Source organism: Kitasatospora sp. NPDC098663 (genome assembly GCF_044760075.1).
In the GTDB taxonomy this organism is placed as follows: domain Bacteria; phylum Actinomycetota; class Actinomycetes; order Streptomycetales; family Streptomycetaceae; genus Kitasatospora.
The window spans coordinates 25,387-50,237 of record NZ_JBIWAP010000014.1 but is presented as its reverse complement, the minus strand read 5'-3'; the positions used below and the strand labels follow the sequence as shown (position 1 = coordinate 50,237).

Genomic DNA, 24,851 nt, shown 5'->3' with positions numbered 1-24,851 from the left:
GCCGCCGTCACCCCGCCCGGGGCGACGGCGGCTTCGCCGTAGCCGCGCGCCCCTGAAGCGACGTCACCACCCCGCGCGCGCCCGCACCACAGCAGAGCGCCCCCTGTTCGACCCGCGGGTCGAACAGGGGGCGCTCTCAAAAGGCCGTGCTACAACCTCAGTTGTCGCCGTCCTCGTCGATCAGGAAGCCCCGCATCGGCGCCGGCGCCTGCTGCATCGGCTGCGGAGGCTGCGGGCGGACGGCCGCCATCGGCTGCGTCATCCCGGCCGGCTGCATCTGCGGCGCGCCGGTGTTGCCACCGGACGCCTGGCCGCCGAAGCTCGGCGCCGGCGGGTTGCCGCCGAAGGAGCTCTGCCCGCCGAACGACGGTGCGTTGCCACCGAAGGCCGGCTGGTTGCCACCGAAGGCCGGGGCACCGCTCATCGCACCGGCACCGGCCGGAGCCATCGACGAGGCCGCCGGCGGCAGCGACGCGGTGGCGGGGATCCGCGGCGGGGCGAGCGAGTCGTCGGCCTGCGACTCCAGCTGGCGCAGCTGGGTCTCCAGGTACGACTTCAGGCGCGTCCGGTACTCGCGCTCGAACGCCCGCAGGTCCTCGACCTTGCGCTCCAGCGTGGCGCGCGCGGACTCCAGCGAGCCCATCGCGACGCGGTGCTTCTCCTGCGCGTCCCGCTCCAGGGCGTCGGCCTTGGCACGGGCGTCGCGCTCCAGGCCCTCGGCGCGGCTGCGGGCCTCGCCGACGATCTTGTTGGCCTCGGAACGGGCCTCCGAGATCGCCTGGTCGGCGGTCTGCTGAGCGAGCGCCAGGACGCGGGCGGCACTGTCGCCACCGGGGCCCTGCTGCTGCATCGGGGCGCCGAGCGGGCCGCCCATCTGCTGCTGCTGCGGGCCGCCCATGGGGCCGCCCATCGGCTGCATCTGCTGCTGCTGGCCCATGCCCTGGCCCATCGGGTTGCCCATCTGCTGCGGGCCACCGGGGCCGCCCATGGGCTGGAGCATCTGACCGCCCATCGGCTGGACCAGCTGCTGCTGGCCGCCCATGGTCTGGTTCATCTGCTGCTGCGGGCCGCCCATCTGCTGGGGGCCGGCGGGGAGCTGCGGGGCGCCGGAGGGCAGGCCGAGCGGCTGGTTGCCCATCTGCTGCTGCGGGCCGCCCATCTGCTGCTGCTGCGGGCCGCCGGGGCCCATCTGCTGCTGCGGACCGGGGCCCTGCTGGCCGGGAACCGGCGGGCCGGATATGGCGGCCGGAACGGGAGCGCCGGAACGGGCGTCCTGCGGCGGCTCCTTCCGCATGTTCGCCTGGTTCTGCGCGGCGGCGCGAGTCGCGGCGGCCAGCTTGGCGCGCAGGTCCTCGTTCTCGCGAAGCAGGCGGGTCAGCTCTCCTTCGACCTCGTCGAGGAAGGCATCGACCTCGTCCTCGTCATAGCCTTCGCGCAGGCGGACGGTCGTGAACTGCTTGTTCCGAACGTCCTCGGGGGTCAATGGCATCTCTTCACCTCAACGTGATCGTCGGCACACCGGCATCCTGTCGCATCGCTCACCTACGACTAGGGCCGCACAAGCGAGATCAGGACATACACAATGATCATCAGTACGAAGAAGGACAGGTCGAGCGCCACGCCCCCGAAACGCAACGGCGGAATGAACCGCCGAAGAAGCTTGAGCGGCGGATCCGTGACAGTGTACGTGGCCTCCAGGACCAGGACCATGACCTTGCCGGGCCGCCACGAACGCGCGAACTGGAAGACCCAGTCCATGACCAGTCGCACGAGCAGGAACACCAGGAAGACGGTCAGGGCGTAGTAGATCACCGCCCACACGATGTCCATCGCGTTTCCCTCTCCCCGGTCCCGGGCCCTTGGGCCCGCCGCTCGTCACCTGTCGCTAATCCACTGTTGATCAGATCCACACGTAAAGTCGTGGCCGGGTCAGCTCTGGTTGAAGAACCCACCCTCGGCGATCCGTGCCTTGTCCTCCGCCGTGACATCGACGTTAGCAGGCGACAGCAGGAACACCTTCTGTGTCACGCGCTCGATACTGCCGTGCAGACCGAAGACGAGTCCAGCGGCGAAGTCTACGAGTCGCTTCGCGTCGGTGTCGTCCATCTCGGTCAGATTCATGATCACGGGGGTCCCGCCACGGAACTGTTCCCCGATGGTACGGGCCTCGTTGTAGGTCCGCGGGTGCAGCGTGGTGATGCGGTAGGGCTCTCGTTCGTTCACTACCTTGGGCATGATCACCGGGGCGCTCTTCTCCAGGTTGTGGCGGCGTTCGGGTGTGATGGACGACACTGGGGCCATCCTCGGGGTCTCCTGCCGGATCGGCACCGCGGCCGGGACCGGCTGCGGAGTGATCGAGGAGACCGGGGCGGGCGCGGCGGCCGGCCGGGGGATGTCCTCGGTCCGCTGTCCCGTTCGAATCGGCTCGGGGTCCGCGTCGTAGTCGTCGTCAGGGTCGTACCCCTGACCGTCGTACGTCTCGTCCTCCACGAGGCCGAGGTAGACCGCCATCTTGCGCATTGCGCCGGCCATGCTCCTGTCTCCTCCGCTCATAGCCACCTCGCTGGCGCTCGGTGGCGGCTTCGCGAAACGCGCACCTTCCGATGGTCGCTCGCTCTGCTCGCTCCGTGCGGACCGGCTCCGTCCCGGCGGCCAGGCCGTGCGGCCCTGCCTGCGGATTCCGCGGTCCACCCACGACGGCCCGTCAGGCCGACGGCCGGTCAGAGTTCTTGGGGTGGGGGCCGCGGAGCTGCGATCCACGGTTCGCTAGCGCTCCGAGGAGCTGCTAGATTCTGTCCTATTTTGTCCTGCAGTCTGATCTACTACCCGGTGACGTTACCTGAGGGGTGACCTCACTCCGAGTACCGCCGTTCCGACGCGCACATGTGTCGCCCCGGCGGCAATCGCCTGCTCAAGGTCACCGCTCATCCCTGCGGAGACCATGGTGGCAGCAGGATGGGTCGTGCGTACTGCGGTTGCGATTTCCGTCAGCCGCTCGAAGGCACGGAGCGGGTCCCCGGCGAGCGGACCGGCCAGCGGAGCGACGGTCATCACACCGTCCAGCCGCAGGCCGGGCGTGTCGGCGATCGCGTCCGTGAGTTCCGCGACATCCTCCGGGGCGACTCCGGCCCGGTGGGCCCCCTCGCCGTGCTCCTTGTCCAGGGCCACCTGCACCAGGCAACCCAGCTCCGGGCGCTCGGACTTGAGCACCGCTGCGGAGAGCGACCCGACCAGCCGCAGCCGGTCCACCGAGTGCACGTGGTTCGCGTACCGGACCACCGAGCGGGCCTTGTTGGTCTGCAGCTGTCCGACGAAGTGCCAGTCAAGAGGAAGGTTTCTGCACTGCTCTGCCTTGGGTGCGGCGTCCTGGTCGCGGTTCTCCGCGACATCCGTCACACCCAGTCCGGCCAGCAGCGCGGTGTCCTCGGCGGGGTAGGTCTTGGTGACGACGACCAGGGTGACCTCGTCGCGCGGCCGTCCGGCGGCCGCACAGGCGTCGGCGATCCGCCGCTCGACCACGTCGAGGTTGGTTCCCAGCTCCTCGTACCGGGCCCGCTGCCCCTCCGTCAGGGTCTCCAGCCAGCTCTGGTCGGGAAGGCCGCCGCGACTCCCCGGGAACGGTCCGTAGATGTCGTTCGTCATCAATGATCAGAGCCCAACCAGACGTAGCTCGCGAGCCGGCCGGTGCGCTGCTCGCGGCGATAGGAGTAGTGATCCGCGGATTCGAGGGTGCAGACCGGTGACCGCACCACCTCGGTGACCCCGACGGCGGCCAGCTGGGCCGCGACCCCCTCGGCCACGTCCAGCGCCGGTGTTCCCCAGGAGGTCTCGGCGAACGCGGCGGGCACCACTGCGGCGACCTCCGCCCGCAGAGCGGCCGGCACCTCGTAGCACCGGCCGCAGACCGCCGGGCCGGTGGCCGCGGCGATCCGGCCGGGCTCGGCCCCCAGTTCGACCATCGCCCGCACGACCGCGGGCACCACCCCGGCCGCCAGCCCGGGCCGGCCCGCGTGGGCCGCGCCCACCACGCCCGCCACCGGGTCGGCCAGCAGCACCGGAGTGCAGTCGGCGGTCAGGACGGCGAGCGCGAGCGGCCGGTCGGTGACCACCGCGTCCACCGTGGGGGCGTCCCCCGGCGACTGGCGCTGCGTCACCACGGCGACCTGCGCGCCGTGCACCTGGTTCATCCAGACCACGTCGGCCGGGTCGAGCCCGAGCTCCCCGGCGGCGATCGCCCGGTTCTCCCGGACGGTCTCCGGGTCGTCCCCCACCGCCCCGCCGAGGTTGAGCTCCCCGTACGGCGAAGTGCTCACCCCGCCCCACCTGTCGGTGAAGGCGAAGTGAGCACCCGCGCGTACGGCGTGATCGATCACTTAAGGAAATCCGGGACGTCGAGCTCCTCCGCCGGGCTCTCGACGAACGGCTGCCGGACCGGCTGCACCTGCGGCGGCACCGGGGCGGCGGTCACGGTCTCGGTGGCGCGCGGAGAGGCGTGGGTCTCCCCCTCCGAACGGGACGTCACCGAGCCGATGCTCCCGTAGGACGGCCGGGTGGCCGGGCGCTCCGGGGCGGCCGGCGGCGTGGCCGCGGCGGCGGGGGTGGCCTTGACCACCGGGTCGCGGACGATCGCCGGCGGCTGCCCGCCGTCGAAGCCGGCCGCGATGACGGTGACCCGGACCTCGTCGCCGAGCGCGTCGTCGATGACCGCGCCGAAGATGATGTTGGCCTCGGGGTGCGCGGCCTCGCTGACCAGCTGGGCCGACTCGTTGATCTCGAACAGGCCGAGGTCGGAGCCGCCCGAGATGGAGAGCAGCACGCCGCGGGCACCGTCGATCGAGGCCTCCAGCAGCGGCGAGGAGATCGCCATCACGGCGGCCGCCTTGGCGCGGTCCTCGCCGCGGGCCGAACCGATGCCCATGAGCGCCGAACCGGCCTCCGACATGACGGACTTGACGTCGGCGAAGTCGAGGTTGATCAGGCCGGGGGTGGTGATCAGGTCGGTGATGCCCTGGACACCGGAGAGCAGGACCTGGTCGGCCGAGCGGAACGCGTCGAGCACGCTGACCTGGCGGTCCGAGATGGACAGCAGCCGGTCGTTGGGGATCACGATGAGGGTGTCGACCTCTTCGCGCAGGCTCGCGATGCCGTCCTCGGCCTGGTTGGCGCGGCGGCGGCCCTCGAAGGTGAAGGGGCGGGTGACCACGCCGATGGTCAGGGCGCCGAGCGAACGGGCGATGTTGGCGACCACGGGCGCGCCACCGGTGCCCGTGCCACCTCCCTCACCCGCGGTGACGAAGACCATGTCGGCCCCCTTGAGGACCTCCTCGATCTCCTCGCGGTGGTCCTCGGCGGCCTTGCGGCCGACCTCGGGGTTGGCGCCGGCGCCGAGGCCCCGGGTGAGTTCACGGCCCACATCGAGCTTGACGTCGGCGTCGCTCATCAGGAGGGCCTGCGCATCGGTGTTGATCGCGATGAACTCGACGCCCTTGAGACCGACCTCGATCATCCGGTTGATGGCGTTGACACCACCGCCGCCGATTCCGACGACCTTGATGACTGCGAGGTAGTTCTGCGGTGCTGCCACGTCGAAGGCCTCTCGCCTCGAATTTCCGGGTCGGCCCGACCCGACGGGGGATCGTACCGACGGATGTCGATGGGTAGGGAGCCTGGTTTCTGACTGAATGTCCGAAATGCCGACCGCCGACCCCAACCCTAAACTTGACCTTTAGGGTTAGTCCTGTGCCTCCGTCACATCACCAGGGGGCACAGTCTGGTGACACAGGACACTAGGTGGCTCCAGGCACGTGTTTCAACGAACACGCCGAGCTTCCCCTTTTCTTTTGAGCCTATGTGATCATCGGCCGGCACATGAAACCGGGGTGACCACCAAGGGTCGGGCCGACACTTCACAGCGTCAACCCCTCCCTCAGGCACAGAACCTACCGGATCATCCCGACACCGCCGGCGCCTCCGGCGCACTCACGTCGAAGTTCGAGCCCTTCTGAGCCATCAACGCGACCAGTGCCCGGGCCTTGCGATCGGTCTGCTCCGGGCTCCCCCAGCGCACCGTCGCACCCCCGCTGAGCTGCAGCTGAATATCGTCGTACGAGTGCACCAGCACCGCTCCGGCCCGCTTCGCCACCTCCGGCGGCAGTCCGGCGGCCACCGACACCGCGCCCTGAACCAGCTGCGAACGGGAGATCACCCCGTCCGCGTCCTTCGCCTGCTGACTGAGCCGCAGCTCCACCACCGGCACCCCCTCCGGCGGGGCCGCCTCGGTGGCGAAGCTCACGCCGGAGGCGTCCACCTGGGTGAACTGGCCGTCCTCCCCCTTGACGGCGGCCACCGCCGTGCGCTGGACGACCTTCACCCGCAGGGTGTGCGGCCAGCCCCGCCACACCTCGGCCTTCGCCACCCGGGGGATCGCCTCCACCCGACGCTGGACGGCGTCCAGGTCCACTCTGGCCAGCGGGCCGTCACCGATCCCGCCGATCGCCTCGCGGACCTGGTCCGCCGTCAGCTTCTCGTCCTTCGGCCCCTGGACCGCGACCTCGCGCACGTCCAGCACCGAGGAGAAGAACACCACCCAGGCCAGCACGCCCAGCACCGCGGCGCCGAGCACGCTCAGCACCACGATGCCCCGCCGGGAGAGCCGGAGCCGAGGAGCGGACTCCTCGGCCTCCAGCTCTTCCTCCAACGGGTCGGCGAGCCGGCCGTCAGCCACGGCGGCGACCGCCGCGGGAGGCCTGGATCGCCTCGTAGACCATGCCGACCAGCAGGTCGTCGGCGTCCCGGCGGCCGAACTCGGCGGCGGCCCGGCTCATGTCCCACAGCCGCTGCGGATCGGTGAGCACCGGCAGCACGTTCTGCAGCACCCACTCCGGGGTCAGCTCGGCGTCGTCCACCAGCAGGCCGCCACCGGCCTTGACCATCGGCTGGGCGTTCAGCCGCTGCTCGCCGTTGCCGATCGGCAGCGGGACGAACGCGGCGGGCAGCCCGACGGCGGCCAGCTCGGCGACGGTCATGGCGCCGGCCCGGCAGAGCATCAGGTCCGCCGCCGCGTAGGCGAAGTCCATCCGGTCGACGTACGGCACCGCGCGGTACGGCGGCATCCCGGGGATGTCCTCGACCTGCGGCAGCTCGTTCTTCGGGCCGACGGCGTGCAGGATCTGCACGCCGTACTGCTGGAGCCGCGGGGCGATCGCGGTGACCACCTCGTTGAGCCGGCGCGCGCCCTGGGAGCCGCCGGAGACCAACAGCGTGGGCAGCCGCTGGTCGAGGCCGAAGTAGTGCCGGGCCTCCGGCCTGGCGGCGCCCCGGTCCAGGGTGGCGATGGTCCGGCGCAGCGGGATGCCGATGTACCGGGAGTCGCGCAGCTTGCTGTCCGGCGTGGAGACCGCGACGAAGTCCGTGTAGCGGGCGCCGATCTTGTTGGCCAGGCCCGGACGGGCGTTCGCCTCGTGCACCACGATCGGCACCCCGGCCCGCTTGGCGGCCAGGTAGGCGGGCATCGCGACGTAGCCGCCGAAGCCGACCACGGCGTCCGCGTTGACCCGCTCGATGATCTCCTGGGCGGCCCGGACGGTGCCGCGCAGCCGGCCGGGGACGGTGATCAGCTCGGGGGTGGGCTTGCGGGGCAGCGGGACGGCCGGAATCAGCTCCAGCTGGTAGCCGCGTTCCGGCACCAGCCGGGTCTCCAGTCCGCGCTCGGTTCCCAGGGCGGTGATCCCGATGGACGGGTCGTGCCTGCGGAGGGCGTCCGCGAGGGCCAGCGCCGGCTCGATGTGACCGGCGGTCCCCCCGCCGGCGAGTACGACATGCACCGAAATTCACCGCTCCCTGCGTGCCGGCCCCGGGGCCGGGCGCGCTGTGGTTCGTCGTCGTGGCAGCACCCGGGCCAGTCGTCTCCTGATCCGGGAGTTCTTGCTCCGGGCGGCCAGCGCCGCCTTCGCGCCCGAGGTGCTGCGCGCCAGGCACAGCAGCACTCCGATCGCGGACATGGCCGACAGCATGGCGGAACCGCCGTAGGAGAACAGCGGGAGCGGGACGCCCGCGATGGGCAGCAGTCCCAGCGCCGACCCCAGGTTGATCATGGCCTGCGCCATGATCCAGGTGGTGGCGGCTCCCGCGGCGTACCTGACGAAGGGGTCCTTCGTACCGATGGCCACACGGATACCCGCGTAGCCTAGTGCCGCGAAGAGACCGATCACCGACAGCGTCCCCACCAGGCCCAGTTCCTCGCCGGTCGCGGCGAAGATGAAGTCGGTGTGCGCCTCGGGCAGCTGGCCCCATTTCTCCACGCCGGCACCGAGGCCGGTGCCGAAGCCTCCGCCGAGCGCGAACGAGTACACGCCGTGCAGCGCCTGGAAGCAGGCCCCGTCCGGGTCGGGCTTGGTGACGCCGATGCAGCCCAGGCGCTCCGCCCGGTGCGGGACGGTGATCACCAGCGCGGTGCAGACGACCACGGCCACGCCGACGGTGGCCACGAACAGCCGCAGCGGCGCGCCGACCATCCAGAGCAGCGCGAACAGCATCGCCACCAGGATCATCGAGGTGCCCATGTCGCCGCCGAGCATGATCAGCGCGAGCAGCAGCAGGGCGCCCGGCACCAGCGGGACGAGCAGGTGCTTCCAGGTGGTGAGGGTGCCGGCCTTCTGCTTGCGGGCGAGCAGGTCGGCGCCCCAGAGCACCAGCGCGAGCTTGGCGAACTCCGAGGGCTGGAACTGGAAGAAGCCGAAGTCCAGCCAGTTCTGGTTGCCGTTGATCCGCACCCCGATGCCGGGCACGGCGACCAGCGCGAGCGCGCCGATCACCCCGAACATCACCGGGTAGACGATCACCCGCAGCACCGCCAGCGGTACGGAGGCGAAGCCGATCAGCAGGACCAGGCCGAGGATGGCCGCGATCAGCTGCTTGAGGAAGTAGTACTGCGCCGAGTGGTGCTGGCCCAGAGCGAGGATCTGCGAGGCCGAGAAGACCATCATCAGGCCGAGCACCACCAGCAGCAGCGTCGTGCCGATGACGAGCAGGTAGGGCGTGAGCGGCCGGTCCAGCCAGTACCGCACCCGGTACCGGAAGGCCCGGACCCGGGCCAGCGGTCCGGCCGACTTGTACTTGGTCGTGGTGGCCGAGATCACGCGCCACGGCTCGGCGGCATCCCGCTCCGGTGCCCCGGAACCCGCCCTGCCCTGCCCAGCCACTCCCCGCTCACTCTCTCTTCACGGCTCACCCGCCGCCGGGCCGCTCCGGCCCGGCACGGCCCTTCGACTCACTCCCCGCGGTCCGCCAGCTGCCGGACCGCGGCGGCGAAGAGGTCTCCGCGCTCGCCGTAGTTGGTGAACATGTCCATCGAGGCGCAGGCCGGTGCCAGCAGCACCGTGTCACCCGGCCGGGCGAGCGAGGCGGCCGTCCGGACGACCTCCGCCATCGCCACCGCGCCAGTCTGGCCCTCGGCCGCCTCGATCACCGGGACATCCGGAGCGTGTCGCTCCAGCGCCTCCCGGATCAGCGCGCGGTCCTCGCCGATCAGCACGGCGGCGCGCAGCCGCCCGGCCGCGCCCCGGACGAGGTCGTCGAAGGTCGCGCCCTTGGCCAGGCCGCCGGCGATCCAGACGACCGGCCGGTAGGCGGCCAGCGACGCGGCGGCGGCGTGGGTGTTGGTGGCCTTGGAGTCGTCGATGTAGGTGACCTCGCCGACCACGCCGACCTCGGCGATCCGGTGGGCGTCCGGGCGGAAGGCCCGCAGGCCCTCCCGGACGGCCTTCGGCTCGACGCCGTACGCCCGGGCCAGCGCCGCCGCGGCGAGCGCGTTGGCGATGTTGTGCGGGGCCGGCGGGTGGACGTCCTCGACGGCGCCCAGCTCGGCCGCGTTCTTGGCCCGGTCGGCCACGAACGCGCGGTCCACCAGCAGCCCGTCCACCACGCCGAGGTTCGACAGGGCGGGCGCGCCGAGGCCGAAGCCGATCGCCCGGCAGCCCTCCTCGACGTCGGCCTCGCGGACCAGCGCCTCGGTGGCCGGGTCGGCCAGGTTGTACACGCAGGCGACGGTGTTGCCCTGGTAGATCCGGCCCTTGTCGGCGGCGTACGCCTCCATCGAGCCGTGCCAGTCGAGGTGGTCGGGGGCCAGGTTGAGCACGACCGCCGAGTGCGGGCGCAGCGAGGGCGCCCAGTGCAGCTGGTAGCTGGAGAGCTCGACGGCGAGCACGTCGTACGGCTCCTCGGCGAGGACCGCGTCCAGCACCGACACCCCGACGTTGCCGACGGCGGCGGTGCGCCGGCCGGCGGCGGTGAGGATCGAGGCGAGCATCTGGACGGTGGTGGTCTTGCCGTTGGTGCCGGTGACGGCCAGCCAGGGGGCGGGCTCGCCGGTGGCGGGCAGCGGCCGGCGCAGGCGCCAGGCGAGTTCGACGTCGCCCCAGACCTCGATGCCGGCCGCCGCGGCGGCGGCGAACAGCGGGCGGTCGGGCGCCCAGCCGGGCGAGGTGACGACCAGCCGGGTGCCCTCGGGCAGGCTGTCGCCGTCGCCGAGGCGGACGGTGACGCCGAGCGCCTCCAGCTCGGCGGCCCGGGCGGTCAGGCCCGCGCCGCTGCCGCCGTCCACCACGGTGACGTGGGCGCCGAGGCCGTGCAGGACGCGCGCGGCGCTGATGCCGGAGACGCCGAGCCCGGCGACGACGACGGGCAGGTTCGCGAAGTCAGGGTTCGTCATCCGGTCCGGTATCCCGCGTAGAAGAGGCCGAGGCCGACGGCCACGCAGAGTCCCTGGATGATCCAGAACCGGACCACGACCAGGACTTCGCTCCAGCCCTTGAGTTCGAAGTGGTGCTGCAGTGGCGCCATCTTGAAGACGCGCTTGCCGGTCATCCGGAACGAGCCGACCTGGATGATCACCGACAGGGTGATGATCATGAAGAGGCCGCCGAGCAGGATCAGCAGCAGCTCGGTGCGCGAGCAGATCGCCAGACCGGCCAGGGCGCCACCGAGGGCGAGCGAGCCGGTGTCGCCCATGAAGATCTTGGCGGGCGAGGTGTTCCACCAGAGGAAGCCGAAGCAGGAGCCCATCAGGGCGGCGGCGACCACCGCGAGGTCCAGCGGGTCGCGGACGTCGTAGCAGCTGACGGTCGCGGTGACGGAGTAGGCGCAGCTCTGCCCGTACTCCCAGACGCCGATGAAGGTGTAGGCGCCGAAGGCCATCACCGAGGCACCGGTGGCGAGGCCGTCCAGACCGTCCGTCAGGTTCACGCCGTTGGAGGTCGCGGCGATCATGAAGTAGGCGAAGATGACGAACAGCACGGGGCCGATCGACCAGCCGTAGTCCCGCACGAAGGACAGGTGCTGGGACGCCGGGGTGAGCCCGCGGTCGTCCTGGAACTGCAGCGCCAGCACGGCGAAGGCCAGGCCGACGATGGACTGGCCGGCCAGCTTCGCCTTGGCCCGCAGACCGAGCGAGCGGCGCTTGACCACCTTGATGTAGTCGTCCAGGAAGCCGACCAGGCCCAGACCGGTCGTCAGGAAGAGCACCAGCAGGCCGGAGGCGGTCGGGCTCTCGCCCGTTATCGCCTTGGTCCCGAAGTAGGCGATCAGGGTCGCCAGGATGAAGGCGATGCCGCCCATGGTGGGCGTGCCCTTCTTGCTGTGGTGCGCCTTCGGCCCGTCGTCGCGGATGTACTGGCCGTAGCCCTGCCGGGCGAGCAGCTTGATCAGGGCGGGGGTACCGACCAGCGACAGGATCAGGCCGATCATGCCGGAGAAGAGGATCTGCTTCATTACTCGGCCACACCGTCCGAGAGGAGGGCCTCGGCCACCTTCTCCAGCCCCACCGAACGGGACGCCTTCACCAGGACCACATCCCCTGGCCGAAGTTGACTGCGCAGCAGCTCGACCGCCGCGTCCGCGTCGGACACCAGCACCGACTCCTCACCCCACGAACCTTCGTTCCTCGCGCCGAGTTCCATGCAGGCCGCCTCGCGTCCACCGACCGCCACCAGCTTGGTGACGTCCAGTCGGACGGCGAGCCGCCCGATGGCGTCGTGCTCGGCCAGGCTCTCCTCACCGAGCTCCCGCATCTCGCCGAGCACCGCCCAGGTGCGGCGGCGCTCCGGGCCGCGTCCCCCCATCGAGACCAGCGCCCGCAGCGCGGCCCGCATCGAGTCGGGGTTCGCGTTGTAGGCGTCGTTGACGACGGTGACACCATCGGCCCGGTCGACGACCTCCATGCGCCAGCGGGACAGCGCACCCGCTTCGCCCAGGGCGGTCGCGGTGTCGTCGACGGACATCCCGAGCTCCACCGCCACCGCAGCGGCGGCGAGGGCGTTCGAGACGTGGTGCTCACCGTACAGGCGCAGCTGCACGGGCGCGGAACCGGCCGGGGTGGTGAGCGTGAAGGACGGCCGTCCGGCGGCGTCCAGCCGAACGTCCGTCGCCCGGACGTGGGCAGCCGGGGATTCCCCGAACAGGACCACCTTCGCCTTGGTACGGCTGGCCATCGCGCGCACCAGCCGGTCGTCCGCGTTGAGGATCGCGGCGCCGTCGGCGGGCAGCGCCTCGACGAGTTCGCCCTTGGCCTCGGCGATCGCCTCCTGCGAGCCGAACTCGCCGACGTGCGCGGTGCCGACGTTCAGCACCAGGCCGATCCGGGGCGGGGTGATCGAGGTGAGGTACTCGATGTCGCCCTTGTGCCGGGCGCCCATCTCCATGACCAGGTGCCGGGTGCCGGCCTCGACCCGCAGCGCGGTCATCGGGTGGCCGATCTCGTTGTTGAGCGAGCCGGGCGGGTAGACCGTGTCGCCGAGGCGCTGCAGCAGCTGGGCGATCAGGTCCTTGGTGCTGGTCTTGCCGGCCGAGCCGGTCAGCGCGACGACGGCGGTGCCCTCGGCGCGGGCGACCACGGCCCGGGCCAGCTTGCCGAGCGCGTCCACCACACTGTCGACCAGGACGGCGGGCACGCCGACCGGGCGGTCGGCCAGCACCGCGACGGCGCCGGCCCCGACCGCGACGGCCGCGTAGTCGTGGCCGTCCACGTTCTCGCCGACGAAGGCCGCGAACAGGCCGCCGGGGCGCACCTTCCGCGAGTCGACCTCGACCGGGCCGGTCACCAGGGCGCCGGGGTCGGCGCCGTCCAGGGTGCCCCCGACTGCGGCGGCCACCTCGGCGAGGGTCAGTGCGATCACTGCTGCTCTACTCCTCGGTCGCCCCGGGCGGCCGTGGCCTGCGTGATGGATTCGCGCAGCACCTCCCGGTCGTCGAAGGGGCGGATCTCGTCTCGTACGTACTGGCCAAGTTCGTGGCCCTTGCCGGCCACCAGCACGGTGTCCCCGGCGTGGGCGCGGGCGACGGCGATCCGGATCGCCTCGGCCCGGTCGGGGACGACCAGGACGGTCCCGCGCTCGGCCTCGGGCACCGCGGCGGCGCCGGTCAGCATGCTGGCGAGGATCGCCAGCGGGTCTTCGCTGCGCGGGTTGTCGCTGGTCAGCAGGGCGGTGTCGGCGAGCCGGGCGGCGATGGCGCCCATCGGGCCGCGCTTGTGCGGGTCGCGGTCCCCGCCGCAGCCGACGACGACGTGCAGCCGGCCCTTGGTGACCTCGCGCAGCGAGCCGAGGACGGCCTGGAGGGCGTCCGGCTTGTGCGCGTAGTCGACCACGGCGACGAACGCCTGTCCGGCGTCCACCCGCTCCAGCCGGCCCGGCACGCCGGGCACCGCGGCGACGCCGGCCACGGCCCGCTCCAGCGGCAGGCCGGCGGCGACCAGCAGGGTGATCGCGGCGAGCGCGTTGGCCACGTTGAACGGGCCGGGCAGCGGCACGGCCGCGTCGGCCTCGGCGTCGTCCGGGCCGAGCACCCGGAAGGTGGAGCCGACCGGGCCGAGCTGGACGTCCACGGCCCGCCAGTCGGCCTCGACGGCGCCGGTGGCGGAGAAGGTGGTCACCGGGATCTTGGCCTCGGCGGCCAGCCGGCGGCCGTACTCGTCGTCCACGTTGACCACGCCGTGGCGGGACTTGCCGGGCTGGAAGAGCCGGGCCTTCGCCTGGAAGTAGTCCTCCATGTCCGGGTGGAAGTCGAGGTGCTCGGGGGTGAGGTTGTTGAACAGGGAGACGTCGTACGTCACCCCGTCGGTGCGGCCGTAGACCAGCGCGTGGCTGGAGACCTCCATGGTCACCGCGTCCGCGCCGCGCTCGGCCATCACGCCGAGGATCGCGTGCAGGTCGGTGGCCTCGGGGGTGGTGCGCTCGCTCTTGATCCGCTCGTCGCCGACCCGCATCTCGACGGTGCCGATCACCCCGGGGGCGCGCCCGGCGCCGAGCAGGCCGCCCTCGACCAGGTAGGAGGTGGTGGTCTTGCCGTTGGTGCCGGTCAGCCCGATCATCAGCAGCCGCTCGGAGGGGCGGCCGTAGACGGCGGCCGCGAGCTCGCCCATCCGGGCCCGCGGCCGGTCGACGACCAGCACCGGCAGGCCGGTGCCGGCCGCCAGCTCGGCGCCGGCCGGGTCGGTGAGCAGCGCCGCCGCGCCCGCCGCCGCGGCCTGGGCCGCGAAGGCCGCGCCGTGGTGGTTGGCACCGGGGAAGGCCACGTACACGTCGCCGGGGCGCACCGCCCGGGAGTCGTGGGTGACGCCGCTGACGAGGCCCCCCTCGACGGGGTCGAGGCCCAGCTGGCGGGCCAGTTCGGCGAGCGGCAGGGCGGCGGTCCCGGCCGGGCGGGGCGGACTCACGGTGATTTGATCGGGTTTCGGCACGGCGGGAAGGCTATCCGCCGAAGGGTGTCCAGGGCCAAACCGGCCCTTCGCCGCGCCGCCGTCCGGCCCGACCCGCTCGTTGCTCATACTCGCTCACGGCTTCCACTCGACGGGCAGGTTGGGCGCCTGGCTGCCGCTGGGCGGGACCTGCATGGTCTTCAGGGTGAACTCCATCACCTGCTTGAACACCGGTCCGCACAGCTGGCCGCCGAAGTGGCCGTTGACCGGCCCCTGGAGGGTGCAGGAGACGGTGTACCGGGGGGCGTCGGCGGGGGCGAAGCCGATGAAGGAGGCGGTGTAGCCGTCGTAGCCCTTGCCGTCGGCGGCCCCCCGGTTGGCGGTGCCGGTCTTGCCGGCGACCCGGTAGCCGGGGATGGCGGCCTTGCCGCCGGTGCCCTGCTCGTCGTCGACGACCGACTCCAGCATCGAGGTGAGGGTCTTGGCGGTCTCTTCGCTGACCACCCTGGTCTGCTCGCCCGGCGGGGTCGCGGTGTACTTGCCGTCCGGACTGGTGGTGCCCTGGACGATGCTGGGCGCGACCCGGACGCCGCCGTTGGCGATGGTCGAGTACACCGAGGTGGCCTGCAGCGCGTTCATCTGCAACGGGCCCTGGCCGAAGGAGGTGTTGTACTTCTCCGAGGCGACCATGTCCTCCGGCTTCTTGAGCTTCCCGGCGGTCTCCCCGGGGAAGTTCAGACCGGTCGGCTGGGCGACGCCGAACTTGCGCATGTAGCTGTCCAGGACCTGGTTGGCCTTCAGCTGGTCGCCGTCGCCGAGAGTCTCCATGGCCTCGATGGTGCCGATGTTGGAGGACTTGGCCAGCACCCCGGCCAGGGTCAGGTACCAGGTGTTGTGCTCGATGTCGTCCTTGAACTGCTGGCCGGCCCGGACCAACGGGTAGGGCACCGTGACCTTGGTGTCCCAGGTGGCCTTGCCGGTGTCCAGGACGGCGCCCAGGGTCATCAGCTTGGCGGTGCTGCCCGGCTCGTACGCGTCGACCAGCGCGGCGTTGCCCATCTGGGACTGCTTGGCGGTGCTCAGGTCGTTCGGGTTGAAGCCGGGCGCGGTGGCCATCGCGAGGACCTGACCGGTCTTCACGTCCTGGACGACGACGTAGCCCTTCTCCGCCCCGGAGTTGGCGACCTGGTCGGTGAGCGCCCGCTGGGCGGCCCACTGGATGTCCCGGTTGATGGTCAGCTTCACGTCGGTGCCGGGCACGGCCGGGTCCATCGAGCCCCCGGCGGTGGGCACCAGCCGGCCGCCCGCCTGGGCGTAGCTGCTGTGCCCGTCCTTGCCGGCCAGCTGCTTCTGGTACTGGAGCTCCAGGCCGCCGGCGCCCTCGCCCTCGCCGTTGACGAAGCCGACGAGGTTGGCGGCCAGGCCGTCGGCGGGGTAGATCCGCTTCTGGGTCTCCCGGTTGAACACCCCGGCCAGCGGGTTGGCGCACTCGTTGTCGACCCGGGTGCGTCCGCCCTGGTCGGCGGCCTTGGTCAGCTGCCGCTTCTGGGCCTGGCAGGTCCGCGAGCCGGCCTGCTTCTCCAGGCCCGCCTTGAGGTCGCTGATCTGGCTCTTGACGGCCGGGGTCTGCTGGGCGGCGAGCCGCTTGTAGCGGGTCTTGGGGGTGTGCAGGTCGGCGGCGATCTTGTCCTTGGACACGCCGAGGATCGGCGCCAGCAGGGCGGCCGCCTGCTCCGGGGCGTCCGGGATGCCGGTCGCCGCCGGGGTGAACATCGCCGGGTCGGCGGTGATGTCGTACGCGTCGACGGTGGCGGCCAGCGCCACCCCGTCGGCGGACGTTATCGAGCCGCGCTCGGCGGTGATCGGGATGTTCAGGTAGCGGTTGGTGTTGGCGTCGGCGGCCAGCGCGTCGGAGTCCAGCAACTGCAGCTGCACCAGACGGCCGGCGAACACCGAGAACACGAGCGACATCACCACGGTGATCACCCGCAGGCGGCGCTTGGGCTCGGCCAGCCGGAGCGCCTTGGGGCGCAGCGGGCGGCGCGGCCGGACTGCGGCCTGGCTCCGGGCCGGCGGGCGGCCCTCGGGGCGGCGCTGCTGCGGTGCCCGGGGCGTACGGGCGGCGGCGGCCTTGGCGGGCTGGCCCTTGGCCGGCTGCCCCTTCGCGGACTGCCCCTTCATGGGCTGGCCCTTGACGGGCTGTCCCTTGACCGGCTGTCCCTTCGCTGGCTGGGCCTTGCCGGCGGACTGGCCGCGCGGCGCGGCCGAGCGGGGCGCGGCGCTCTTGGGCGGCTGGCGGCGGCCGCTGTCGGAGCCTCCGGACGGCTGACGTGGCGTGCTCATCGGCCCGCACCTCCGGTCGACGGCACGGGCGCGGCCGGGGAGGCCGGGTTGATCTGGACCACGGAGTCGCCGGCCGTCGCCGCCGGGCTCGGTGCGCTCGGGGGCGCAGCCGCCGGGGCGCTCGGCACCGGCTGCTTCATCGGCCACGGGTCGACCGTGGAGCGCTTGACCGGCGGGCTGTCCTGCGCCGGTCCGGGCGTGCCGATCACCTTGCCGCCGTTCGGGATGTCCAGGAAGGCCATCCCGCCGGCCGGGATCATGCCCAGCTCGGCGGCCCGCCGCGCCAGCGCGTCCGGCGCCGAGCTCTGGTCGATCTGGTGCTGGAGGCCCTGCTGCTCGTCGGTCGCCACGGTGGTCTGCTTCTGCAGTCGGGACAGTTCGAAGGAGCCTTCGTTGAGCGCCGTGTTCAGCGTCAGCAGCCCGAGCAGCCCCGCCGCGAGCAGCACCACCACGAGCACCGCGAACGGCGTGCGGCCGCGCACCGGACGCCGCCCCGGCCGAACCGTGATCCGCGCCCTGCCCTGTCCGGGGAACGATCCCCGCCCCGCCCGGACCTCACCGGCCACCGGCCCCACTGCTCTCCTCCGCCCTTCGGACCCCGCCGGGGCCAACGTTTCAGCCCCGCTTGCTACGGTCCCTGATCCTCTCCGCCACCCGCAGCCGTACGGGCGCGGCGCGCCGGTTCTCCTCGATCTCCTCCTCCGTGGCCAGCTCGGCACCACGGGTGATCAGCTTGAGCCAGGGCTGGTGCTCCTCCGGGATGAACGGCAGCCCCGGCGGCGCGGTGTTGGTCGACCCGGCGGCGAAGTACTGCTTCACCAGCCGGTCTTCCAGCGACTGGTAGGACATCACGACCATCCGACCGCCGATCGCCAGGGCCTCCAGCGCACCGGGAATCGCCCGGTCCAGGACCTCCAGCTCGCCGTTGACCTCGATCCGCAGCGCCTGGAACGTCCGCTTGGCCGGGTTCCCGCCGGTCCGGCGGGTCGCCGCCGGAATGGCGTTCCGCACCAACTCGACCAGACGCGCGCTGTTGGTGAACGGTTCCTTCTCCCGCTCCCGGAGGATCACCGAGGCGATCTTCCCGGCGAACCGCTCCTCGCCGTAGACCTTGAGGATCCGGGCCAGGGCACCGTGGCTGTAGGTGTTCAGCACCTCCGCCGCGCTGATCCCCCGGGTCTGGTCCATCCGCATGTCCAGCGGCGCGTCCTGCGCGTACGCGAAACCGCGATCGGCCTCGTCCAGCTGCATCGAGGAGACGCCGAGGTCGAACAGGACGCCGTCCACCCGGTCGATGTCCAGGCGCTCCAGCACCTCGGGGATCTCGTCGTAGACGGCGTGCACCAGGGTGGCCCGGTCGCCGAAGGGCGCCAGCCGCTCGCCGGAGAGCTTCAGCGCCTGCGGGTCGCGGTCCACCGCGACCAGCCGCACCTCGGGGAACTGGGTCAGCAGCGCCTCGCTGTGCCCGCCGAGGCCGAGGGTGGCGTCCACCACCACCGCCCCGGGGCGCGAGATCGCCGGAGCCAGGGCGTCCATGCACCGCTGCAGCATGACCGGAACGTGCTTGGGGCCCGGATCGTTGGTGGTCATGCGCGGTGGCGCCCTTCCTCAGGTGCGGAGCAGCCCGACGACCGGGAGCTGCGACCATTCTCGCCCACCACTGCACGACGCGACGACGCGGCCCGTGGTCCCCGCCCGCTCCAGGGGGAAGATCGTGACCGCCCGGCGCCGGGGAAGGTGCGCCAGGTGGGCACGGAGCGGGTGGAGGCCACGGGCCGCATCAACCGGGCCACCCGGGCCGGAAAAGCCCGGTTGACGGGATCCGGCGGGTGTGCTCCACTGCGCCGCAAACTCTATCGCGCGGGCCCCGCCAGTCAATGGTCCGCTCCGGCGCACCACCCGGGCGGCGGTACGGATCACCGCAGGTCGCAGCCATGGGAGTGGCCCCGCGGAGGTGCCGGCCGGGGGCCCGCGGGAGCGGCCGCGCGCCCCACCCGCGCACCCCACCCGCGGGCGCTCCGGGATCAGCCCGGACAAACCCTCCCGAACGTGTGGAACGGTCCTCCCACGGTCCTCCCGTTGTGGTTATGCGCTCGATCACAGCGGCCCGATCTGTAGCTCTCCTCCCCACCGCGGACGCCCGAATCGCACTAACGTCGCCACCATGACAGTGACCCCCGACCGGCCGACGCCGACCGACGCTGCCGACTCCCCGCGACCCGCCATCATCGACCGCTTCGTCACGGACAACCGCGAGTACGCCGTGACCTTCCGGGACGGCGGCATGGACGCCCGCCCGGTCCAGAAGATCGCCGTGGTGGCGTGCATGGACGCCCGCCTCGACCTGTTCGCGGCGCTCGGCCTCGAACTGGGCGACGCCCACGTCATCCGCAACGCGGGCGGCGTCGTCACCGACGACACCATCCGCTCCCTCACCATCAGTCAGCGCGCCCTCGGCACCCGCTCGGTCGCGCTGATCCACCACACCGGCTGCGGCCTGCTCGGGCTGACCGAGGACTTCCGCCGCGAGCTGGAGCTGGAGGTCGGCCAGCGCCCGCAGTGGGCGGTGGAGGCCTTCGTCGACCTCGACGGCGACGTCCGCCAGTCCATGCAGCGGGTCCGCACCTCGCCCTTCCTGCTGCACACCGACGACGTCCGCGGCTTCGTCTTCGACGTCCACACCGGGCTCCTGCGCGAAATCGACTGAACCCCGTACCGCACCGCCGCCCCCGCAGCGCGCACCGCCCGGCCAACGGCGTCCGGGCATCCGGGGCCGTCCCGAGGGTGACTTCTGGTCACCGGTCAGGGGAGAATGCGCCTGCCGGTCAGACCCCGAACCACCTGGGGCGGCCAGGCCGCAGGCCGCTGTCCCGGCGCCGGATCCCCGACGGAACCGCCCCCGGGAAGGCCGCGTCAAGCATGGGGTGGGGTCCGGCCTCGGGGTGAGGCGGGCACAGGGTGCCAGGGAGCGTATACGGGTGACGAGCTACAGCGATCAGGGCGGTCTCGGCGGTCCTGCGGGGGGCGGCCAGGGGACGGACGGGTACCACCGGGCCGGACTTCCCGAGCTCGCCGCGGTCGTGGACCGGATCCGCGCCAACATCGAGAGCGTGATCGAGGGCAAGCCGGAGGCCGTCCGGATCGCCCTGACCGTCCTGCTCGCCGAGGGCCACCTGCTGCTGGAGGACGTGCCCGGCGTCGGCAAGACCATGCTGGCCAAGGCGCTCGCCCGCTCGGTCGACTGCACCGTCCGCCGCATCCAGTTCACGCCCGACCTGCTGCCCTCGGACGTCACCGGCACCAACATCTACGACCAGCACCAGCGCGACTTCGAGTTCCGCCCGGGCGCGATCTTCGCGCAGATCGTGGTCGGCGACGAGATCAACCGCGCCTCGCCCAAGACCCAGTCCGCGCTGCTGGAGTCGATGGAGGAGCGCCAGGTCACCATCGACGGCACCAGTTACGAGCTGCCCTCGCCGTTCATGGTCGTGGCCACCCAGAACCCGGTCGAGATGGAGGGCACCTACCCCCTGCCGGAGGCCCAGCGGGACCGCTTCATGGCCCGGATCTCGATCGGCTACCCCAGCCCCGAGGCCGAGTTCGCGATGCTCGACGTGCACTCCGGCGCCAGCCCGCTGGAGGACCTCCAGCCGGTCGCGCACGCCGCCGACATCCTCAAGCTGGTCGACCTGGTGCGCAGCGTGCACATCGCCGACCCGGTCCGCCGCTACGCCGTCGACCTGGTCGGCGCCACCCGCACCAGCCACGAGCTGCGGCTGGGCGCCTCGCCGCGCGCCACCCTGCACCTGGTCCGGGCCGCCCGCGCCGCCGCCGCGCTCGACGGGCGCGACTACGTCACCCCGGACGACATCCAGCGCCTGGCCGTGCCCGTCCTCGCGCACCGCCTGATGCCGACCGCCGAGACCCAGCTCAGCCGCCGCACCGCCGAGCAGATCGTGACCGACCTGGTCGCCCGGCTGCCGCTGCCGCGCCCGCAGGGCGGCCCGGCCGGCCGGAGGGGCTGAGGTGGCCCCGTCCGACCCGACGTCAGGACTGCGGGCCGGGCTGCGCGGCCTCACCACCCGGGGGCGCTCCTTCCTCGCCGCCGGTGTCACCGCGGTCGGCTGCGCCTACCTGCTCGACCAGGACGCGCTGCTGCGCGTCGGCGTGCTGCTCGCCGCGCTGCCGCTGGCCGCCGCGCTGGTGGTCGCCAACACCCGCTACCGGGTGGCCAGCGGCCGCCGGCTGAGTCCGCGTCGCGCGGTGGCCGGCCAGGAGGCCCGGGTCCACCTGCGGGTCGACAACGTCTCCCGGGTGCCCACCGGGCTGCTGCTCCTGGAGGACAAGGTCCCGTACGTGCTCGGGCCGCGCCCGCGCTTCGTGCTGGACCGGGTCGAGCCGCGCGGCCACCGCGAGGTCTCCTACCGGGTCCGCTCCGACCTGCGCGGCCGCTACCCGCTCGGGCCGCTCCAGCTGCGGCTGTCCGACCCGTTCGGGATGTGCGAGGTGAACCGTTCCTTCTCCGCCTCCGACGTCCTCACCGTCGTCCCCCAGGTCCAGGCCCTGCCGCACGTGCGGCTGAGCGGTGAGTGGGGCGGCCAGGGCGAGAGCCGTGCCCGCACCCTGGCGCTGGCCGGCGACGACGACGTGATCCTGCGCGAGTACCGGCCCGGCGACGACCTGCGCCGGGTGCACTGGAAGTCCACCGCCCGGTACGGCGAACTGATGGTGCGCCGCGAGGAGCAGCCGCAGCGGGCCCGCGCGACCGTCCTGCTGGACACCCGGGAGATCGGCCACCGGGGCAGCGGCCCCGCCTCCTCCTTCGAGTGGGCCGTGAGCTGCGCCGCCTCGGTCGCCGTGCACCTGCTGGAGCGCGGCTACCAGACCCAACTGCTCACCGACACCGGCCAGTGGGTGCCCGGCCCCGGCGCCGGCGGCGGCAACACCGCGGCCGACGCCTCCGGGCTGATCCTGGACGCGCTCGCGGTGGCCGACCTGTCCGACGGCGCAGGCCTGTCCCGCGCCGAGGAGCCGCTGCGCGCCGGCGGCGAGGGGCTGCTGGTCGCCGTGCTCGGCGAACTCGACGAGGCGCAGACCGCCCGGCTGGCCCGGCTGCGGGGCCGCACCGGCGGGGCCGTCGCGTTCCTCCTCGACACCGGCACCTGGGCGGGCCTGCGGATGCTCGCCCCCAACACCGGCGGCGACGAGTTCCGCAACCGGGTCCGGCAGCTGCGCGAGGCCGGCTGGACCGTCCTGCCGGTCAGCTCCGGGGACTCCGTCCCGGACCTCTGGCAGGCCGCCGACGGCGCCAAGACGACCTCCCCCTACCGAGAAGAGACCGGCGCGTGACCACCCGGGCCAAACTGACCGTCTACTCGGCGCTGGCCACCGCCCTCGCGTCGCTCTGCCTGACCCCGCTGCTCACCACCAGGAGCTGGGTCACCCACGCCTTCCTGGTGATCGCGGTGATCGCGGCGGTCGGCGCGGGCCTGCGGCGGGCCCCGCTGTACCGCTGGACGGTGCCGGTCGGCCAGCTGCTGGTGCTGTTCCTGCTGATCCTGATCGGCTTCGCCGGCTCCGGCTCGCTGCTGGGCGGCGTGCTGCCCGGGCCGTCCTCGCTGCGCGCCCTCGACCACGTCATCAGCTCCGGCCTGGACGACGTCCAGGTGTACGCCATCCCGGCGCCGCCCAACCCCGGCCTGCGGCTGATCCTGGTCGCCTCGGTCGGCCTGGTCGCCGTCGTGGTGGACACCGTCGCGGTGACGTACCGGCGCTCGGCGCTGGCCGGGCTGCCGCTGCTGGCGCTGTACTCGGTCGGCAACGGGCTCTCCGGGGACCACGGCAGCTGGCTCTGGTTCGCCCTGGCGTCGGCCGGCTACCTGGTGCTGCTGTTCGCCGAGGGGCAGGACCGGGTCTCCCGCTGGGGCCGGGTCTTCCACGGCGGCTCGCGCGACGGGACGAGCTCCGGCCGGGTCAGCCCGGGCGGCCGGCAGGTCGGCGTCCTCGCGCTGGTCGCGGCGCTGCTGCTGCCGGTCGTCCTGCCGCAGTGGGAATCCGGCCTGCTGAGCCCCAACTCGGGCGGGTCCTCGGGCAAGAGCTCCATCGGGTCGGCCACCAGCCTCGACCCGCTGGTCAGCCTGGAGTCGGCGGTCACCAAGCCCACCAACAACGAGCTGCTCAGCTACACCCTGGACAGCGAGATCGCCGACCAGGTCTACCTGCGCACCGGGGCGCTGGACCAGTTCGACGGCACCAACTGGCGGCTCGGCAGCACCGCGGTCAACGACCTCCCGTCCTCCTTCCCCGCCCCCGAGGGCCTGCGGGACGCCAACCTCCCCCGGATCGAGGGCGACTTCCAGATCAGCGACCGGCTGGAGAAGAGCTGGCTGCCGATGCCCTACCCGGCCGCCTCCGTCCAGGTCCCCAACCGGTCCGACTGGAAGCTCGACCCGCTCACCCGCACCGTCCTGCCGACCAACGACCGGGCGATCCGCGGCCTGCGCTACCACGTCAGCGCCCTGGACCTGCGGCCCACCGCGAACGAGCTGCGCACCGCGTCGACCGCGCCGCAGGACATCCGGGACCACTACACCAGCCTCCCCCAGGACCTCCCGCCGGTCGTCGCGCAGCAGGCCCGCGAGGTCACCGCCAAGGCGACGAACGACTACGACCGGGCGATGGCGCTGGTGAACTGGTTCACCGGCCCGCAGTTCCAGTACGACACCGCGGTCAACGGCGGCACCGGCAGCAACGCGATCGCGGTCTTCCTGCGCGACCGCAAGGGCTTCTGCGTCCACTTCGCCTCCACCATGGCGGCGATGGCCCGCACCCTGAAGATCCCGTCCCGGGTGGCCGTCGGCTTCACCCCCGGCGACGCCAAGGGCGGCAACGTCTACTCGGTGACCGGCCGGATGTACCACGCCTGGCCCGAGCTGTACTTCTCGGGCTACGGCTGGCTGCGCTTCGAGCCCACCCCGAGCCGCGGCAACCAGCCCCGCTACACCGAGCAGTCCACCACCCCGACCACCGCGCCGACCCAGCAGCCGACCGCCTCCGTGCAGAGTTCGGCGCCGGTCGCGGCGCCGACCGACAGCAAGGACTGCGACGCGAAGCAGCGCCAGCTGGGTGAGTGCGGCGGCAGGAACAAGGCCGTCAGCAGTGCCGCCGAGGACTCCTGGCTGCTGTCCGGGCAGGTCCTGGGCAGCGCCGCCGTGGTGGTGCTGGTGATCGCGCTGCTGCTGGTGCCGATGCTCTGGCGGTCGGCGCTGCGCCGGCGCCGGCTCGGCTCCGGCGGTCGGCGCGGGCCGGGCGGCGGCCCGACGGCCGGGCTCACCGACGCCCAGGTGCTGGCCGCCTGGGACGAGCTGATCGACTCCGCCTGGGACCTCGGAATTCCCCCGGACGAGTCACGCACCCCGCGCTCGGCCGCCCGGCGGATCACCGAGAAGGCCGAGCTGGACGCGGACTCGGCGGCCGCCGCCGGGCGGCTGGCACTGGCCACCGAACGGGTGCTCTACGCCCCGGCCGGCCAGGTCACCACCGCCCCGCTGTCGGCCGACGTCCGGACCGCCCGGCAGGGCCTGCGGGCCACCGCCAGCCGGGCCGGGCGGACCAGGGCGGTGCTGCTGCCGCCGTCCTCGGCCCAGCTGTGGTGGCGGATCTCCGACGCCCTGCGGGCGGCCCGGGAGGCCGTCGGCACCAGGGCCGGCCGGGTGTCCGCCGCGGTCACCGGCCCGGTGCGGCGGGTGGTCTCCCGGCGCAAGCGCGAGCCGGAGTCCGAGCAGGCCTCCAGGGAGTCCTGAGCGGGGCCCGGGCGAAC

20 protein-coding genes are annotated in these 24,851 nt (G+C 72.7%); 4 read left to right on the top strand and 16 right to left on the bottom strand.

What is annotated here, in order from left to right; genetic code table 11:
• Window positions 1-157: 157 nt before the first annotated feature.
• The 16 genes from ACIQVZ_RS17400 to rsmH all read right to left on the bottom strand — a co-directional run bounded on the left by ACIQVZ_RS17400 (window position 158) and on the right by rsmH (window position 18,622).
• Complete coding sequence (locus tag ACIQVZ_RS17400; protein ID WP_402450789.1) at window positions 158-1,489, bottom strand: DivIVA domain-containing protein; 1,332 nt, start codon at window positions 1,487-1,489, stop codon at window positions 158-160.
• A gap of 59 nt (window positions 1,490-1,548) precedes the next feature.
• Window positions 1,549-1,830 carry a YggT family protein gene (locus tag ACIQVZ_RS17395; RefSeq protein ID WP_350884349.1) on the bottom strand — a complete coding sequence of 94 codons (282 nt, stop codon included), beginning with the start codon at window positions 1,828-1,830 and terminating at the stop codon, window positions 1,549-1,551.
• A gap of 99 nt (window positions 1,831-1,929) precedes the next feature.
• Window positions 1,930-2,532, bottom strand: a complete 603-nt coding sequence (locus ACIQVZ_RS17390; RefSeq protein WP_031071810.1) for a cell division protein SepF — start codon at window positions 2,530-2,532, stop codon at window positions 1,930-1,932.
• A gap of 303 nt (window positions 2,533-2,835) precedes the next feature.
• Entirely contained in the window at window positions 2,836-3,642 is an 807-nt protein-coding gene (locus tag ACIQVZ_RS17385; protein ID WP_402450786.1) for a YggS family pyridoxal phosphate-dependent enzyme, read from the bottom strand.
• A complete protein-coding gene (pgeF, locus tag ACIQVZ_RS17380) occupies window positions 3,642-4,373 on the bottom strand; it encodes a peptidoglycan editing factor PgeF (RefSeq protein WP_350884351.1) in 732 nt (243 codons plus the stop codon). The genes ACIQVZ_RS17385 and pgeF overlap by 1 nt, the downstream gene beginning before the upstream one ends.
• Complete coding sequence (gene ftsZ / locus ACIQVZ_RS17375) at window positions 4,370-5,584, bottom strand: cell division protein FtsZ (protein ID WP_350884353.1); 1,215 nt, start codon at window positions 5,582-5,584, stop codon at window positions 4,370-4,372. Before ftsZ ends, pgeF begins: the two co-directional genes overlap by 4 nt.
• Before the next feature lie 363 nt (window positions 5,585-5,947).
• Window positions 5,948-6,724 (bottom strand): FtsQ-type POTRA domain-containing protein, encoded by a 777-nt coding sequence (locus ACIQVZ_RS17370; protein ID WP_350884355.1) that lies wholly within the window; start codon window positions 6,722-6,724, stop codon window positions 5,948-5,950.
• The gene (murG, locus tag ACIQVZ_RS17365) at window positions 6,717-7,823 is read right to left on the bottom strand and encodes an undecaprenyldiphospho-muramoylpentapeptide beta-N-acetylglucosaminyltransferase (RefSeq protein ID WP_350884357.1); all 1,107 of its coding nucleotides are present in this window, start codon (window positions 7,821-7,823) and stop codon (window positions 6,717-6,719) included. The genes ACIQVZ_RS17370 and murG overlap by 8 nt, the downstream gene beginning before the upstream one ends.
• Before the next feature lie 6 nt (window positions 7,824-7,829).
• A complete protein-coding gene (gene ftsW, locus ACIQVZ_RS17360; protein WP_371516659.1) occupies window positions 7,830-9,137 on the bottom strand; it encodes a putative lipid II flippase FtsW in 1,308 nt (435 codons plus the stop codon).
• Between the two features lie 131 nt (window positions 9,138-9,268).
• On the bottom strand, window positions 9,269-10,708 hold the full coding sequence (gene murD / locus ACIQVZ_RS17355; protein ID WP_350884359.1) for a UDP-N-acetylmuramoyl-L-alanine--D-glutamate ligase: 1,440 nt from the start codon (window positions 10,706-10,708) through the stop codon (window positions 9,269-9,271).
• On the bottom strand, window positions 10,705-11,766 hold the full coding sequence (mraY, locus tag ACIQVZ_RS17350; RefSeq protein ID WP_350884360.1) for a phospho-N-acetylmuramoyl-pentapeptide-transferase: 1,062 nt from the start codon (window positions 11,764-11,766) through the stop codon (window positions 10,705-10,707). The genes murD and mraY overlap by 4 nt, the downstream gene beginning before the upstream one ends.
• Complete coding sequence (gene murF / locus ACIQVZ_RS17345; protein WP_402450780.1) at window positions 11,766-13,169, bottom strand: UDP-N-acetylmuramoyl-tripeptide--D-alanyl-D-alanine ligase; 1,404 nt, start codon at window positions 13,167-13,169, stop codon at window positions 11,766-11,768. The genes mraY and murF overlap by 1 nt, the downstream gene beginning before the upstream one ends.
• Entirely contained in the window at window positions 13,166-14,818 is a 1,653-nt protein-coding gene (locus ACIQVZ_RS17340) for a UDP-N-acetylmuramoyl-L-alanyl-D-glutamate--2,6-diaminopimelate ligase (protein WP_402450778.1), read from the bottom strand. Before ACIQVZ_RS17340 ends, murF begins: the two co-directional genes overlap by 4 nt.
• A gap of 6 nt (window positions 14,819-14,824) precedes the next feature.
• Window positions 14,825-17,032, bottom strand: a complete 2,208-nt coding sequence (locus ACIQVZ_RS17335) for a penicillin-binding transpeptidase domain-containing protein (RefSeq protein ID WP_402450776.1) — start codon at window positions 17,030-17,032, stop codon at window positions 14,825-14,827.
• Window positions 17,029-17,514 (bottom strand): hypothetical protein, encoded by a 486-nt coding sequence (locus tag ACIQVZ_RS17330; RefSeq protein ID WP_350884369.1) that lies wholly within the window; start codon window positions 17,512-17,514, stop codon window positions 17,029-17,031. The genes ACIQVZ_RS17335 and ACIQVZ_RS17330 overlap by 4 nt, the downstream gene beginning before the upstream one ends.
• Window positions 17,515-17,647: 133 nt before the next feature.
• Window positions 17,648-18,622 carry a 16S rRNA (cytosine(1402)-N(4))-methyltransferase RsmH gene (gene rsmH, locus ACIQVZ_RS17325; protein ID WP_363582932.1) on the bottom strand — a complete coding sequence of 325 codons (975 nt, stop codon included), beginning with the start codon at window positions 18,620-18,622 and terminating at the stop codon, window positions 17,648-17,650.
• Window positions 18,623-19,196: 574 nt separating this feature from the next.
• Between rsmH and ACIQVZ_RS17320 the strand changes: the two genes are divergently transcribed.
• The 4 genes from ACIQVZ_RS17320 to ACIQVZ_RS17305 all read left to right on the top strand — a co-directional run bounded on the left by ACIQVZ_RS17320 (window position 19,197) and on the right by ACIQVZ_RS17305 (window position 24,834).
• Window positions 19,197-19,739: a carbonic anhydrase gene (locus ACIQVZ_RS17320; RefSeq protein ID WP_350884373.1), complete on the top strand. Its 543-nt coding sequence runs from the start codon at window positions 19,197-19,199 to the stop codon at window positions 19,737-19,739.
• A 271-nt stretch (window positions 19,740-20,010) separates the two neighbouring features.
• Window positions 20,011-21,057, top strand: coding sequence for an AAA family ATPase (locus ACIQVZ_RS17315; protein ID WP_402450773.1), 1,047 nt, complete (start codon window positions 20,011-20,013; stop codon window positions 21,055-21,057).
• A gap of 1 nt (window position 21,058) precedes the next feature.
• Complete coding sequence (locus ACIQVZ_RS17310) at window positions 21,059-22,381, top strand: DUF58 domain-containing protein (RefSeq protein ID WP_350884375.1); 1,323 nt, start codon at window positions 21,059-21,061, stop codon at window positions 22,379-22,381.
• A complete protein-coding gene (locus tag ACIQVZ_RS17305) occupies window positions 22,378-24,834 on the top strand; it encodes a transglutaminaseTgpA domain-containing protein (RefSeq protein WP_402450770.1) in 2,457 nt (818 codons plus the stop codon). The genes ACIQVZ_RS17310 and ACIQVZ_RS17305 overlap by 4 nt, the downstream gene beginning before the upstream one ends.
• Window positions 24,835-24,851 lie beyond the last annotated feature (17 nt).

Bases quoted from the DNA above. Each gene is read 5' to 3' on its own strand.
- ACIQVZ_RS17400 (WP_402450789.1), bottom strand. From the start codon at position 1,489: ATGCCATTGACCCCCGAGGACGTTCGGAACAAGCAGTTCACGACCGTC.
- rsmH (WP_363582932.1), bottom strand. From the start codon at position 18,622: ATGACCACCAACGATCCGGGCCCCAAGCACGTTCCGGTCATGCTGCAG.
- mraY (WP_350884360.1), bottom strand. From the start codon at position 11,766: ATGAAGCAGATCCTCTTCTCCGGCATGATCGGCCTGATCCTGTCGCTG.
- ACIQVZ_RS17320 (WP_350884373.1), top strand. From the start codon at position 19,197: ATGACAGTGACCCCCGACCGGCCGACGCCGACCGACGCTGCCGACTCC.
- ACIQVZ_RS17395 (WP_350884349.1), bottom strand. From the start codon at position 1,830: ATGGACATCGTGTGGGCGGTGATCTACTACGCCCTGACCGTCTTCCTG.
- ACIQVZ_RS17385 (WP_402450786.1), bottom strand. From the start codon at position 3,642: ATGACGAACGACATCTACGGACCGTTCCCGGGGAGTCGCGGCGGCCTT.
- ACIQVZ_RS17390 (WP_031071810.1), bottom strand. From the start codon at position 2,532: ATGGCCGGCGCAATGCGCAAGATGGCGGTCTACCTCGGCCTCGTGGAG.
- ACIQVZ_RS17335 (WP_402450776.1), bottom strand. From the start codon at position 17,032: ATGAGCACGCCACGTCAGCCGTCCGGAGGCTCCGACAGCGGCCGCCGC.
- ACIQVZ_RS17340 (WP_402450778.1), bottom strand. From the start codon at position 14,818: ATGAGCAACGAGCGGGTCGGGCCGGACGGCGGCGCGGCGAAGGGCCGG.
- murD (WP_350884359.1), bottom strand. From the start codon at position 10,708: ATGACGAACCCTGACTTCGCGAACCTGCCCGTCGTCGTCGCCGGGCTC.